Below are 14,037 nucleotides of genomic sequence, written 5' to 3'. Positions count from 1 at the left end.
GAGGGTCGTATGGCGTTCAAATCATTTGAGCGTTCAACTTTAGTACTGAGCATGACTGTGCTCAGTACTTTGGGTGTCGCTAAAACACATGCACAAATTTCCGAAGTACCTGCAGCTCCTGCAACAGCCGAAGCATGTGTTGCATTGGCATCGAATGCAGACCGTTTGGCTTGTTATGATGCATTATTTAAAATTCCTGAAGCAGTAAAACCACATATTGTTTCTGAGCAACGTGCAGCCATGGAAATTGCACCAGAACCTGAAAATATCACAGGGAAGATTGCACAAAGTGTAAGCTCTGTCTTTGCTTCGGAAGGCCCTAAAATATCCCCAAATTTATCTTTAATGGATAGTCGTTGGGAGCTTTCACCAGAAAGCAAACTGGGAACTTGGAATATTCGTGCCTACCAACCAGTGTATTTAATGCCTGGTTTTTGGACGACAGATAAAAATGAATATCCACAAAGTCCAAATCCGACCAATACGGTGGATGAAGATCAGAACCTAAAGTCAATGGAAGCGAAATTCCAACTGTCTTTAAAAACTAAAGCTGTGGAAAACCTATTTGGGGACAATGGTGATGTTTGGTTGGGTTATACCCAGTCTTCTCGTTGGCAGCTTTATAATAGTGATGAATCACGTCCGTTCCGTGAAACGAACTATGAGCCTGAAGCCAGTTTGGTTTTCCGCACCAATTATGAATTGTTGGGTTTAAATGGTCGCTTACTGGGATTAACTTTCAACCATCAGTCTAATGGTCGTTCCGATCCGCTGTCACGTAGTTGGAATCGTGTCATGTTGAATGTGGGTTTTGAAAGAGACAACTTTGCGCTCATGCTGCGCCCTTGGTACCGTCTAGACGAAGATGCAGGTGATGATAATAACCCTGATATTAAGGATTATGTCGGACGGGGTGACTTAACAGCATTCTACCGCTGGAATGAACATGATTTTTCACTCATGCTACGTCATAGTTTAAAAGGTGGTGATGATTCACGTGGTGCTGCACAGTTTGACTGGGCTTTTCCTATTTCAGGGAAGTTGCGTGGCCATTTCCAGTTGTTTGATGGTTATGGCGAAAGCTTAATTGATTATAACCACCGAGCGACTTATGTGGGCTTGGGCGTGTCCTTAATGAATTGGTACTAATTTAGAAACATAAAAAACCACGTTTGATACGTGGTTTTTTTATGTCTAAGTTTTAGTGTTTTAACCAATTTGAATATCGGCAGTTGGGTGCTTTAGACGGCTCTTTTTCGGCGTTGCTATCAGGTAGGCCAGCGTTAAAGGGCCTAAACGACCTGCGAACATCAAGAGCATCAGGATAAATAAACTGGCAGGTTGAAGCTCACCGGTGATGCCACGTGACAAACCGACAGTACAAGCAGCGGAAATAGCTTCAAATAACAAATCCATAAACTGATGATTAGGTTCGATTAAAGATAAACTAAAGATGCCTAAGAAAATAAGTGCTGCGGTAATAGAGACGACAGCCATCGCCTTAAAAGAGGTTTTTTGAGAAACAGAGTGATTGAACACACGAATTTCATCTTCACGTCTAAGGAAGCTAATCACGCTGAGTAAAACAATAATAAAAGTACCTACTTTAATCCCGCCTGCGGTACTCATCGAGCCGCCCCCAATGAACATCAGTAACATGGTCACGAGGGTCGAGGCATCTTTCATTTGTGCCAAATCGAGGCTGTTAAAACCCGATGAACGAGGCACTGTGGCATGGAACCATGCATTTAAAGCTTGGTCACCTAAGCTCATTGGCGCTAAGGTGAGGGGATTGTTCGATTCAATTGCCCATAAAAGAACAAAAGCAATCAGGTTCAAACCTGCAATCGTGGATAAAATCAGTTTGCTATTGGTACTTAAACCTTTCCAACGTTTGCTGCGTTTAATGTCCATTAACACCACAAAACCTGTCCCACCAATGATGTATAGCATACTGATGGTAAAGGTAATGAGATACTGGCCCGAGAAGCTCATTAGACTGTTGGGAAACAGTGAAAAGCCACCATTGTTAAATGCAGATACACTATAAAAAGCCGCATAAAACAGAGCTTGATTGAAGTTGTAATCTTCTAACCATGCAATGGTCAAAATAACCGTGCCGATCGCTTCAAAAAATAAGGAATACAGCAGTACCCCTTTAATGGTGAAGGATACTTTGGATAAGCTGGTTTGGCCAATGGTCTCTTGCGCCATGATTTGTTGCTTTAAACCGAGTTTGGTCGACAGACTCAGTGCGGCTAAAATTGCAAAAGTCATAAAGCCTAAGCCACCAATTTGAATCAGTAGCATGATGATGATTTTACCTGTTACGGTAAAAGTTTCACCGACATTCACCACAGACAGTCCCGTAATGGTGACTGCTGAGCTGGCGGTGAACAAAGAGTGAACCCAACTGAGTTCACCGTGGTGTGAAATGGGTAGCTTTAATAACAGGGTCCCAATAATAATAAAACTCAAAAACCCTAAAGCCAGCAGGCTGGGCGGGCTTAAATTAATGGTGCTGTTTTTTGGGGGTTGCCATTCTTTGACTTTTTTCATGATTTGAACCGTGCTGAAAGACGACGTAATGTTTCAACTAAACCTTCAACAACTAGAATATCACCCACTTGTAAAATTAAATTGGGGTCAATGCTGTACAAAACGTTTTTTCCGCGTTTATGGAGTAATGTTTTCACATCAGGTGCTTGATCCATCAGTTGGTGGAAGCGAGTCCCTTGTAGTTTTTCATCAATTTCAATTTTGACAATATAGTGATTATCTTCAAGCGCCATATAGCGACTGACCATGGGGTAGCATAAAGACTGCGCAATCCGCACGCCCATGTCCTCTTCAGGGTGAATAATTTTACTAATCCCTAAATGGCTTAAAATCATATGGTGCGACTTTGATTTGGCTTTGACCCAAATTTTTTCAACCCCAATATTTTTGAGGTGCAGTACACACAAAATACTGGCTTCAATATTTTCACCAATTGCGACCACCACGGCATCGCAGTTTTTAATATTTAATTCATCGAGGACATGTTCATCTGTTGCGTCGGCGATGACAGCATGGGTCACCTGCTCAGAAATATTTTCAACATATTTTTTTTCACTATCGATACCAATGACATCATGTCCCAGTTCAATGAGTTGAGTTGCAACTGTGGCTCCAAAGCTTCCTAAACCAATCACTGCAAATTGTGCCATGTCATCTTTCCTTTAAATTTTTTTATACGTCGATTGTTAACGAATGTTGTGCCAAATTTCACAAGATGTCATCTTTATACAGACACGCTATTTTCGATCAACCGCGCTTTGCCTTATACCAATATATCACTCATCCAAAGGAGTATATAAATGCGGAAGACACTGTATGAATCCCTCAGGATCGCATTTCCAGAATTGAATGATACCGCAATTCCAGAAGAACAAGATGAGTTCGAGCACTTTGTACGTTGGTTGAATAGCTATTATTCAAACATTCAAAAAATAGAACTCGATGATTTTCGACAAAATGGTATTGATGAATGCCATCGACTCCAGCAGTTAGGTATTGACTTAGACGAGCTGAAAAACCAAATTAATGATGATATGGCGTCTTTTTATCAAATGTATGACAGTGAGGAAGAAGAAACCTCAGACATGCATGGTTATGATTTTGAATTTAGTTTTGATGTTATTTTTAATCACATTAAAATTTTTATTGAGCCTTATGAACTCAGTTTATTGGTTATTGAGCGGGAAAACCCTTATTGGCTATTGGTACCGCATAATGATGAGCTGATCGATAGAATTATTGTTACGTATAACCACACGTTTGGTGATGAAGAGCCGATGCAGCTCATAGAATAAAACCGCCTCGAAGGGCGGTTTTATGTATGTATTGAATCTTTTATTTTAAGAAACGTTGATAACCTAGGTTATTGGTAATTTCTTCATATGGATACGAAATACTTTCTAAAGTTTCAATCAAACCATCTGGGTTTTGTTTCGCATCACTTGCCTCTAAACCAACGAGGACGCGACCTTCCGCCGCACCATGGTTACGGTAGTGGAATAGGGTAATGTTGTGCGTAGGGCCAAGGCGTTCGAGGAACATTAACAGTGCACCTGGGCGTTCAGGGAACTCAACACGGAACAAACGCTCATTTTCAAGGTCTGCATGACCACCAATTAGGTAGCGAATATGCAATTTTGCTACTTCATCATCAGACAAGTCATCGACATCGAACTGAGTTTTGAGTGCTTCAAAAATATCGTGACGCTCTTTTTCACCGCCTTTTAAGCTAATGCCGACAAAGACTTGCGCTGCACTGGCATCACTCGCACGGTAGTTAAACTCGGTGATATTACGGCCCTGTAGCGCTCGGCAGAAATTCAGGAATGAACCTTTTTTCTCTGGAATGGTCACAGCAAAAATAGCTTCTTTACGTTCACCCAATTCAGTGCGTTCTGCAATATAGCGTAAACGGTCAAAGTTCATGTTTGCACCACATACAATTGAGACGATGTTTTGCCCAATCAGCTCGTGAGTTTCAACATATTTTTTAATCCCTGCCAAGGCCATCGCACCCGATGGTTCAACGATGCTACGACATTCATCATAGGTGTCTTTAATGGCGGCACAAATTTCGTCGGTATTGACTAAAACCACTTCACGCTCAACAATCGGGCCTGAGTTATCCGACTTTTGTAGTTGAATCACTTCAAATGGTTTTTCACCAATTTGTGCGACAGCCGTACCGTCGGCAAATAAGCCGACTTGAGGCAGTACAACTCGTTCACCAGCTTCAAATGCGGCTTTTAAACAAGCAGATTCGTCATATTCAACAGGAATGACTTTGACATGTGGTGCAACATCGCCTAAGTAGGCTGCTACACCAGCAATTAAACCGCCACCACCAACAGCGACGAAGACATAGTCGACATCGCGCCATTGGCGCAAAATTTCATTGCCAATCGTGCCTTGACCTGCCATCACCAGTTCATCGTCATAGGGTGGAATAAAGCTCATACCATCTTCTGCAGCACGTTGAATTGCGTATTTGTTTGCAACATCAAAAGAGTCGCCATGGAGAACCACTTCACCGCCTAAGCGTTTGACTGCCTGAACTTTAATATCTGGGGTGGTTTTTGGCATCACAATAATGGCACGAATCCCGAGTTTTTTACCTGACAGTGCTACGCCTTGGGCATGGTTGCCAGCAGATGCGGTAATCACGCCACGTTCAAGTTGAGCTCTAGGAAGTTGGCTAATGCGGTTATAGGCACCGCGCAGCTTAAATGAAAAGACTGGTTGTAAGTCTTCGCGCTTAAAACGAATGTTGTTATTGAGTTTCTCACTAATTCGAGGTGCCGCTTCGAGTGGAGTTTCGATTGCAACATCGTAGACTGTTGCTTGTAATATTTGTCGAACCAAACGAGACAGCATGTTAATTTCCCATTTAACAGTTTAAAATAGAGGATCATTGTAACAAACCCCTGTACATTTGGGCTGTAAAATCAGCAACAAATGTCAAAAAATAGTTGAGCCAAATTATGAGTCTGTATGCTACCCAAGATGAAAAAAAGCAAGCTGCTGCAAAAGCTGCCTTAAAGCACTTACCTAAAGGTGGCATTTTAGGGGTGGGTACAGGCAGTACCGTCAATTTCTTAATTGAGCTTTTACCAGAACTTCAGCTTGAGGCGGCTGTGGCAAGTTCAGAAGCAACGGCTGAGCGCTTAAAGAAATTAGGCATTGAAGTCGTTGATATGAACTCTGTGGGCGGTTTAGATGCCTATGTAGATGGCGCAGACGAAATTGACCGTCATATGCATATGATCAAAGGTGGTGGGGCTGCACTTACTCGCGAGAAAATCGTGGCTTCAATTGCGAGAAAATTTGTTTGTATCGTTGATGACTCTAAGTGGGTAGATCAATTGGGGCGTGACTTCCCACTTCCGATTGAAGTGATTCCAATGGCTCGTTCAGCTGTGGCACGTAAAATTGTAGCGCTCGGTGGTGATCCTGCTTACCGTGAAGGCGTGGTGACGGATAACGGTAACGTGATTTTAGACGTCTATAACCTGAACATCTTAAATGCGCTTGAGCTTGAAAAAACCATTAACGACATTCCAGGTGTGGTGTGTAATGGTATTTTTGCAATCAATAAAGCAGATGTGGCAGTTGTTGCAACAGACAGCGGTATTGAAGAACGTACCGCGGTTTAATTTTAAATCTCCCCAAACCTCTCTTTGAAAATAAGAGGCTAAAAGCAAAAACATTTTTATCTTATGTTTTTCTCCCTCCTTTCAAAAGGAGGGCCGGGGAGGATGATTCAATAAAAGAATAATATTAATGACCTTAGCAGACCTACCTGAAATTCAAATCACCCATCATGCACGTGCGACCCGGTTACGACTTCGTGTTGAACCAACTCAAATTCGTTTAACCGTGCCTAAGTTTTGTAGCAAACGGCAAATTCAGGATTTTTTAAATCAATCTGAACAGTGGATGGTTGAAACTTGGCAGAAGCAACAAGCCAGTCTGGTACAGATAGATCGAACCCTTCCCACAGAGTTGCGGTTATTTAATCGCCAAAATGCTTTAACGGTGAGCTATAAAACACAAAAAAATGCGTATATTTTGGATAAGGATAATCACCAGCTTTGGATCAGTGACCGTCAGCCCGAAAGTTATTTAAAATCTTTTGTAATTGCATATGCCAAACAGCACTTGCCTGTTTATTTGCAACAGATTAGTCATGAAACTGGTTTAAAATTTGCACAATGCTCAATTCGTCAGCCCAAGACCCGCTGGGGGAGTTGTAGTGCCAAACATGACATCATGCTTAACAGTGCTTTAGTGTTGTTTACTGAAGCCATTACCCGTTATGTCTGTGTGCATGAACTCGCACATACGCAACATTTTGATCATAGTGCACGTTTTTGGGCGGAAGTTGCCAAATATGATGCTGCTTTTCAACAGCATCGAAAAACCTTAAAAACAACCGCATTGCCGCATTGGTGGGCAAGCGCTTAAAGTTAATTTTACGTGCAGAATTTAAAAATAATTTCTTCTGATTGATTGAGCGTTAGCCAAAAAATGCTCTAAACTTCATGATCTAAGGTAAACATTCCTCAATTTCAGTCCAAAGACCTCAAATGTGAATTTTACAGATATCCACTATTTTATATTAATTGTTCCAGCTTGCCTGATTTTAATGGGAAGCTTGCTTTTAATATGTCATTTTGCTTTTAGGGCTCCCTCATATTTATTGTGGCTCGGGCTTGGATATATTGTGCCTTCGTTTTCTGTGGCGGCACAAAGTTTTATGTCGAATAAGCAGTTGGCTTTGTCGGCACCCATTTTAGGCAGTATGTATTTGTTTGGCGCATGGGCCAGCGCTTATGCCATGGGCTTAAGAAAGAACGCCAATGCACGTTCATATTGGTGTCTGGCCTTGGTCGTGATGGCTTTACTTTCACTCAGTTATTATTCCTATGTAGATGATCAACTGTGGATCAGGATGCTGATTCTGAACATTTCAATTGCATTGGTTGAGTCTTTGGTTTTGTTTTCAATGTTTAAACATTATCAAGGGATTGATTTGCTCAATAAAATAGTCGACTTTTCTTACTTGTTTATTGTGCTGTATACCTTTGTTCGCGGAATCATTATTTTTCTCTTTTTAAGAAATATCGAAGCAGACATGCTGGCAAATTCAGTTTGGTGGCTGATGATGCTTGCTGCGAGCATTATCTTGAGTATGTGGTTTGCAATAGTGCTGCTCGGAACCTTGGTACGCGATATTATCCATCAACTCAATGATGAGCGGCTAAGAGATCCGCTAACGCATTTATTCAATCGACGTGGCTTTAACGAAGCCGCTAAACGGAAGTTGCATCAGCTCTCTAAACAGCCTTATTTCTTGCTCATGTGTGATATTGACCATTTTAAGAAAATAAATGATACCTATGGGCATTTGGTGGGTGATCAAATTTTACAACAAGTCGGTCACATTATTGGGCAAAATGTCCGTGAGCACGACTTGGTGGGGCGTTTTGGCGGGGAAGAATTCATTGTCTTATTGCAAATTGATGACCCCACGCTGGCTTATAACATTGCCAATCGTATTCGTTTAGGTATTGCCGATGCACGATTATCCTCAAAAAGTATTGCCGTGACAGCAAGTTTTGGACTGGCGGCAGTACATCAACCCAACTTAAAATATGCCATACATGCTGCCGATCAATTGTTATATCAGGCGAAACATTCGGGACGAAATCAGATTGGTTGTGAGCCTGCACAGAGTATATTGGATGTGTCTCATTAGGTGTCGATAGCACTAAAAACGCATAAATTCCAAGTAAAACAGTTTAGAAAGCAGAAACTTCCTGTCATACTAGGCAGTTACGAAATGGACAGTTTAAGTTTGAGGTAATACACGTGATTTCAGTTGGTATTGTCGGCGGTACAGGTTATACAGGCGTTGAATTGTTGCGTCTTTTACTACGACACCCAAATGTGCAAGTAAGCGTATTAACATCGCGTACAGAAGACGGTCGCCGTGTAGATGATATGTTCCCAAGCCTACGTGGACATACCGAACTTAAATATTCAGATTTGAATATCGATGAACTGAAAAAATGTGATGTGGTGTTCTTTGCGACACCGCATGGCGTTGCCATGAAACATGCCGAAGAATTGGTGGCTGCCAATACCAAAGTGATTGACCTTGCCGCAGACTTCCGTTTACAAGACTTAGAGCAGTTTGAAAAATGGTATGGCATGCAACATGCGTGTCCTGAACTGTTGAAAGACTCAGTTTATGGTTTGTCAGAATTAAACCGTGAGCAGATTAAACAAGCCAATGTCATTGGTAACCCTGGTTGTTATCCAACAACAGTACAACTGGGTTTAGCGCCATTATTTAAGCAAAACGACACATTAGTTAAACCTGAGAGTATTATTATTGATGCAAAATCGGGTGTGTCTGGTGCAGGCCGTAAAGCCAGCCTTGGGATGATCTATTCTGAAAATGCAGATAATTTCAAAGCTTATGGTGTTGCAGGTCACCGTCATCATCCTGAAATTGTGGAAGCGTTGGAAAATATTTCATGCTTAAAAGAGGTGTTTAACTACATTTTATTTGTCCCACATTTGGTACCAATGATTCGTGGAATGCTTAGCACGATTTATGTGGACTTAACCGATGCGGGTGAAGCTGCTGATGTGCAAAGTTTATATGAACAGTTTTATGCCAATGAAGCTTTTGTCGATGTGATGCCTGCGGGAAGCTCACCAGAGACACGTTCTGTGCGGGGTGCAAATCAACTACGTATTGCGCTGTATAAACCGCAACCGAAAAAGTTGGTGGTCATTTCTGTACAAGACAATTTGGTTAAAGGGGCAGCAGGTCAGGCCGTTCAAAACATGAACTTAATGTTTGGATTTGCTGAAACTGCGGGCCTAGATGGAATTGGTTTATTACCATAAAAAACGTTTTAAAACTTCACACACATTTAGATTTCGATTTAAATGTGTGTTTTGAATTGAATCAAAATAAGAGATGACGATGCCGAACACTGACACAAATATGACGTCACAACAGCCTGAACCTGCAAAGCCGTTTTTACAGACCAATAAGCCCTTGGCAATTGGTGCTGCAATATTGATGGTTGCAAGTGGGGTATTGGGCTATACCGTCGGACATCGTCAGGGTTTAACGGTGGTAGGTTTTGATGCAGATGCTGAGCAACTGGTCGAAGTGGTACAAAAGCAAAAGACCAGTCTGGATGCTTTAAATAAAAACTACAATGCTGCTGTTCAAGAGCGTGATGTTGCTGTGACCAATTCAAATGAGCTGTATTTGTCATTGCAAAAAGCTTTGGATCAACAAGCGCAATCTGAAACCACAGCTGTGATTTACCGTGAGGTTTTGCGTCAACGCGGTGGTATTCCACTGGCTGTGCAGCATATTGCGATTAAACCTTTGCCTGAAAATGCATTTGAATATCAACTCGATTTGGTTCAAGTCAGTCCATCTAAACGTGCAGCTTCAGGTACAGTTGAACTCCGACTCATTCGTGGTACAGAGGTTTTAGTTGTACCTCTTGAAGACAAAAACTTTAACTTTGAAAACTATGAGCGTTTAACAGGGCGTTGGACGATGCCTAAAGGCTTTACGCCACAGTTTATCGAAGTCCGTTTAACAGGTAGCACACCAGTGACACGACGCTTTAGTTGGTCACGTGGTGAAGCCGTAGAAAGTCAATCAGCATTTGTCTCTGAAATTCCTCAGGCTGAGGCGAATGCACAATAATTGTGAATTGTAAGTTTATGGGTATCTCTAAGCGTTCAACGTGTTTAAATGAAATCAAGCAGTCTTTTCATGAATCTGGCTATGTCGATTGGCATATCAGCCCGCGCTTGAGCAATGATGAACCGCATGAAGAAGAAAATGGGGATGTCGCTGTCCAAACCGCGCCACCAGAACTTAAGCGTCCTCCACTCTATGCTGTCGTTTTAATGAACGATGACTACACCCCAATGGACTTTGTTATTGAAATTTTACAACAATACTTTGCTTTGAATCTTGACCAAGCCACTCAAGTAATGCTAACTGTACATTATGAAGGAAAAGGTGTTGCAGGCGTTTACCCGAGAGACATCGCGGAAACAAAAGCAAACCAAGTCAATAATTACGCTCGGTCTCAAGGTCATCCTTTACTTTGTCAGATTGAGCCGAAAGATTAAGGGGGTTCCATGCTCAGTCGTCAATTAGAAGTATCCTTACGTTTGGCTGTTAGTATGGCTCGACAAAAGAGACATGAATTCCTAACCGTTGAACATTTATTATTGGCTTTACTTGATAATGATTCGGCCGTAAATGCATTGAAAGCCTGTGGTGCAGATATTATTGTGCTTCGCAAAGAGCTTGAAGAATATGTAGAGCAGCACACCCCTAAGCTGGGCGAAAACAGTGATCAAGCCCCGCATCCAACTGAAAGTTTTGACCGTATTTTACAACGTGCAATTTTCCATGTGCAATCAAGCGGTGGTGATCGTACAGTTGAAGGCGCAGACATTTTAGTGGCGATGTACTCTGAGCGTGACTCTTTTGCAGTCTACCTCTTGAAACGCCATCAAATTAACCGTTTAACACTGACACAATACTTGGCCCACGGCACACGTAAAGACGAAGTGCAAGTGGAAGAAGAAATTGAAGATCTTGATGGTGAATCGACCAGTTCAAGCAACGCAGGCCCTTTAGAGCTGTATACAACCAACTTAAATGTTGAGGCACAAAAGGGTAAAACAGATCCTTTAATTGGTCGTGAAAAAGAAATTGAGCGCGCAGCACAAATTCTATGCCGTCGTCGTAAAAATAACCCGTTATTGGTCGGTGATCCTGGCGTCGGTAAAACATCGATTGCTGAAGGCTTAGCTTGGCTCATTGTTAATGGTAAAGCACCGAAACCATTGGCAAATGCTGAAGTGTATAGCTTGGACATTGGTGCTTTGGTAGCAGGAACCAAATACCGTGGTGACTTTGAAAAACGTTTAAAACAGCTTTTAAACGCGTTGAAAAAGAAACCAGAAGCAGTTTTGTTTATTGATGAAATCCACATGATTATTGGTGCAGGTTCAAGTATGGGCAGCACGATGGATGCGTCAAACTTGATTAAACCCGCATTGGCTAATGGTTCATTGCGCTGCATAGGCTCAACCACGTTCCAAGAATACCGCCAAGTCTTTGAAAAAGATCATGCATTGTCACGTCGTTTCCAAAAAATTGATGTCAATGAACCATCTATTTCAGAAACGATTGATATTCTACGTGGTTTGAAGAGCAAGTTTGAAGATTTCCATCATGTTAAATATGATGACAAAGCTTTAATTTCTGCGGTTGAGCTGTCTGCGAAGTTTATTAATGACCGTTTCTTGCCGGATAAAGCCATTGATGTCATTGATGAAGCAGGGGCACAACGTCGTCTGAAAGCTGAGCAAGATGACACCTTGATTACAGTGGAAAATATTGAAGATATCGTGTCAAAAATTGCACGTATTCCACCAAAAACAGTATCTAAAGATGACAAGACCGTTCTTGAAAATCTTGAACGTGATTTAAAACGTGTGGTCTTTGGCCAAGATGAAGCCATCGAAGCTTTAGGCTCAGCAATTAAACTGTCGCGTGCAGGCTTAAAATCACCAGATAAACCTGTGGGTAGTTTTGTTTTTGCAGGCCCAACGGGGGTAGGTAAAACAGAAGTCACCAAGCAGCTTGCGAAATTACTGGGTGTTGAGCTGGTTCGCTTCGATATGTCAGAGTATATGGAACGCCATGCGGTTTCACGTTTGATCGGTGCGCCTCCAGGTTATGTCGGCTTTGATCAAGGTGGTCTGTTGACCGATGCGATTCATAAAAATCCGCACTGTGTATTATTGCTAGATGAGATTGAAAAAGCGCATCCAGACGTGTTCAACTTATTGCTACAAATCATGGATCATGGTTCATTGACCGATAACAATGGTCGTAAATCAGACTTCCGTAATGTGGTGTTGGTCCTGACCACAAATATTGGCGCGGAAAGTATTTCTCGCGTGAGTATTGGTTTTATGGATCAAGACAATAGCAATGATAACCAAGATGCGATGAAAAAAGCATTTTCTCCAGAGTTCCGTAACCGTTTAGACAGCGTGATTCAGTTTAAAGCTTTACCAACGACAGTAATTGAAAATGTAGTGGATAAATTCTTAACTGAACTCCAAGCGCAACTGGATGAGAAAAAAGTCATTCTAGAAGTGGATCAAAGTGCACGTGAGTGGATGGCTGAAAATGGCTATGACCGTTTAATGGGCGCTCGCCCAATGCAACGACTCATCCAAGAGCATTTGAAAAAGCCACTGGCTGAAATGATTCTATTTGGTGAGCTTGCAGAACATGGTGGTAATGTTGCGGTCTCTGTGAAGAACGAAAATGGTAAAGCGGTTGGCTTAAAACTTGAAGTTTTTGAAGACCAAACGGCTGAACCTGCTTAAAGATCGCTACATAATAAAAAACCCGTGTTTGCACGGGTTTTTTATTGAAAAAGTATTTAACAGTTAGAAGTCATAAAAGTAGGTTGCATGGATATTCAATTGACGAAAGTCTTAAGTACATTTGTACTATTTTTGGTAACCGCTGTGATAGAAATATTAGGCTGTTATTTCCCTTATTTGATTTTAAATCAGGGAAGAAGTCATTGGTTGTGGATTCCTACAGCTTTAGCGCTAGGCGCTTTTGTGTGGTTGTTGACTTTACATCCGGCTGCGTCAGGACGTATTTATGCCGCTTATGGCGGAATTTATATTTTTACCGCATTGCTATGGTTGCGTTATGTCGATCAAGTTTATTTGTCCCGTTGGGATATAATGGGCGGGGCAGTGGTATTGATTGGTGCGGCCATGATTATCTTACAACCGCAAGGATTGGTTCGCTAAAGTAGGGAACCAATCGCTAAAAAGGTACTATTTGATGCCACAATCTTTTTGCTTTAATTCTAAATCGTAGCTATTTTTCTCAGAGCTGAGCTGTAATTTGACAATGTAGGGGTTATGGCGTTGATATTGATGCTCGAAGAAAGTATTACAGTTTTGCACAACATTCTTTTTAATCACTTTTTGAACTTCTTTTGTGCCTAAATCTTGTTCAAACTGCGCGAAATCAGGGGTAATGATCAAACCCTTAAGCTCGGTACGGTCTGCATATAGGTTAAATTGTTCAATGATGGTGTTGTTATCAATTTCAATTGGGAGGGTTCGAGAATCTTCTGCGGTTAATACCGTTAATATTTCATTCAACGTTTCTGGTTGCTTAATTTTAAAATTTTGATCAATGATTTGTTTGGATTGTAAGTAGTCATCAAACTCTGAGGCTTGAACCTGAAAAAAAGTAGAGCTTAGAATTGTAGCAAGGCACAGGCCAGTTTTTTTGAAATGCATGGAAAGTGTCGCTTATAAAAATTATGTTCCGATTATAGCTTTGCCCGTATAAAAAAAGCACCCTTAGGT

General features: G+C 41.5%; 14 protein-coding genes. 10 read left to right on the top strand and 4 right to left on the bottom strand.

Going from position 1 to position 14,037, the window contains the following annotated elements:
* The first annotated feature begins 9 nt into the window (after positions 1-9).
* Positions 10-1,149, top strand: a complete 1,140-nt coding sequence (locus F946_RS09895) for a phospholipase A (RefSeq protein WP_004981834.1) — start codon at positions 10-12, stop codon at positions 1,147-1,149.
* Between the two features lie 60 nt (positions 1,150-1,209).
* Here the strand turns inward: F946_RS09895 and F946_RS09890 are convergent, their stop codons facing one another.
* Positions 1,210-2,559: a TrkH family potassium uptake protein gene (locus tag F946_RS09890; RefSeq protein WP_004981830.1), complete on the bottom strand. Its 1,350-nt coding sequence runs from the start codon at positions 2,557-2,559 to the stop codon at positions 1,210-1,212.
* Positions 2,556-3,209 (bottom strand): potassium channel family protein, encoded by a 654-nt coding sequence (locus F946_RS09885; protein WP_004981828.1) that lies wholly within the window; start codon positions 3,207-3,209, stop codon positions 2,556-2,558. Before F946_RS09885 ends, F946_RS09890 begins: the two co-directional genes overlap by 4 nt.
* A gap of 150 nt (positions 3,210-3,359) precedes the next feature.
* Between F946_RS09885 and F946_RS09880 the strand changes: the two genes are divergently transcribed.
* A complete protein-coding gene (locus F946_RS09880; RefSeq protein ID WP_004981827.1) occupies positions 3,360-3,854 on the top strand; it encodes a hypothetical protein in 495 nt (164 codons plus the stop codon).
* Positions 3,855-3,894: 40 nt separating this feature from the next.
* Here F946_RS09880 and ilvA read toward each other — a convergent pair whose 3' ends face one another.
* A complete protein-coding gene (ilvA, locus tag F946_RS09875) occupies positions 3,895-5,433 on the bottom strand; it encodes a threonine ammonia-lyase, biosynthetic (RefSeq protein ID WP_004981822.1) in 1,539 nt (512 codons plus the stop codon).
* 107 nt (positions 5,434-5,540) lie between these two features.
* Here ilvA and rpiA point away from each other — a divergent pair, with 107 nt between their 5' ends.
* The 8 genes from rpiA (at position 5,541) to F946_RS09835 (ending at position 13,467) form a co-directional block, all read left to right on the top strand.
* Positions 5,541-6,212, top strand: coding sequence for a ribose-5-phosphate isomerase RpiA (gene rpiA / locus F946_RS09870; protein WP_004696685.1), 672 nt, complete (start codon positions 5,541-5,543; stop codon positions 6,210-6,212).
* Between the two features lie 127 nt (positions 6,213-6,339).
* Positions 6,340-7,023, top strand: coding sequence for a YgjP family zinc-dependent metalloprotease (locus F946_RS09865; RefSeq protein WP_004981819.1), 684 nt, complete (start codon positions 6,340-6,342; stop codon positions 7,021-7,023).
* 259 nt (positions 7,024-7,282) lie between these two features.
* Positions 7,283-8,317, top strand: coding sequence for a GGDEF domain-containing protein (locus F946_RS09860; RefSeq protein WP_035326700.1), 1,035 nt, complete (start codon positions 7,283-7,285; stop codon positions 8,315-8,317).
* Between the two features lie 107 nt (positions 8,318-8,424).
* Positions 8,425-9,480: an N-acetyl-gamma-glutamyl-phosphate reductase gene (gene argC / locus F946_RS09855; RefSeq protein WP_171065412.1), complete on the top strand. Its 1,056-nt coding sequence runs from the start codon at positions 8,425-8,427 to the stop codon at positions 9,478-9,480.
* Between the two features lie 79 nt (positions 9,481-9,559).
* The gene (locus F946_RS09850) at positions 9,560-10,306 is read left to right on the top strand and encodes a DUF6776 family protein (RefSeq protein WP_004696694.1); all 747 of its coding nucleotides are present in this window, start codon (positions 9,560-9,562) and stop codon (positions 10,304-10,306) included.
* A gap of 17 nt (positions 10,307-10,323) precedes the next feature.
* Positions 10,324-10,740, top strand: coding sequence for an ATP-dependent Clp protease adapter ClpS (clpS, locus tag F946_RS09845; RefSeq protein ID WP_004981811.1), 417 nt, complete (start codon positions 10,324-10,326; stop codon positions 10,738-10,740).
* 9 nt (positions 10,741-10,749) lie between these two features.
* Positions 10,750-13,026, top strand: a complete 2,277-nt coding sequence (gene clpA, locus F946_RS09840) for an ATP-dependent Clp protease ATP-binding subunit ClpA (RefSeq protein ID WP_004981809.1) — start codon at positions 10,750-10,752, stop codon at positions 13,024-13,026.
* An 87-nt stretch (positions 13,027-13,113) separates the two neighbouring features.
* Positions 13,114-13,467 (top strand): YnfA family protein, encoded by a 354-nt coding sequence (locus F946_RS09835; protein WP_004981808.1) that lies wholly within the window; start codon positions 13,114-13,116, stop codon positions 13,465-13,467.
* 27 nt (positions 13,468-13,494) lie between these two features.
* Here the strand turns inward: F946_RS09835 and F946_RS09830 are convergent, their stop codons facing one another.
* The gene (locus F946_RS09830) at positions 13,495-13,968 is read right to left on the bottom strand and encodes a hypothetical protein (RefSeq protein WP_004981805.1); all 474 of its coding nucleotides are present in this window, start codon (positions 13,966-13,968) and stop codon (positions 13,495-13,497) included.
* Positions 13,969-14,037 lie beyond the last annotated feature (69 nt).

Source organism: Acinetobacter johnsonii ANC 3681, assembly GCF_000368805.1.
Classification (GTDB): domain Bacteria; phylum Pseudomonadota; class Gammaproteobacteria; order Pseudomonadales; family Moraxellaceae; genus Acinetobacter; species Acinetobacter johnsonii.
The sequence above is the reverse complement of the archived record's forward strand: the minus strand, read 5'-3'. Positions and strand labels throughout refer to the sequence as shown.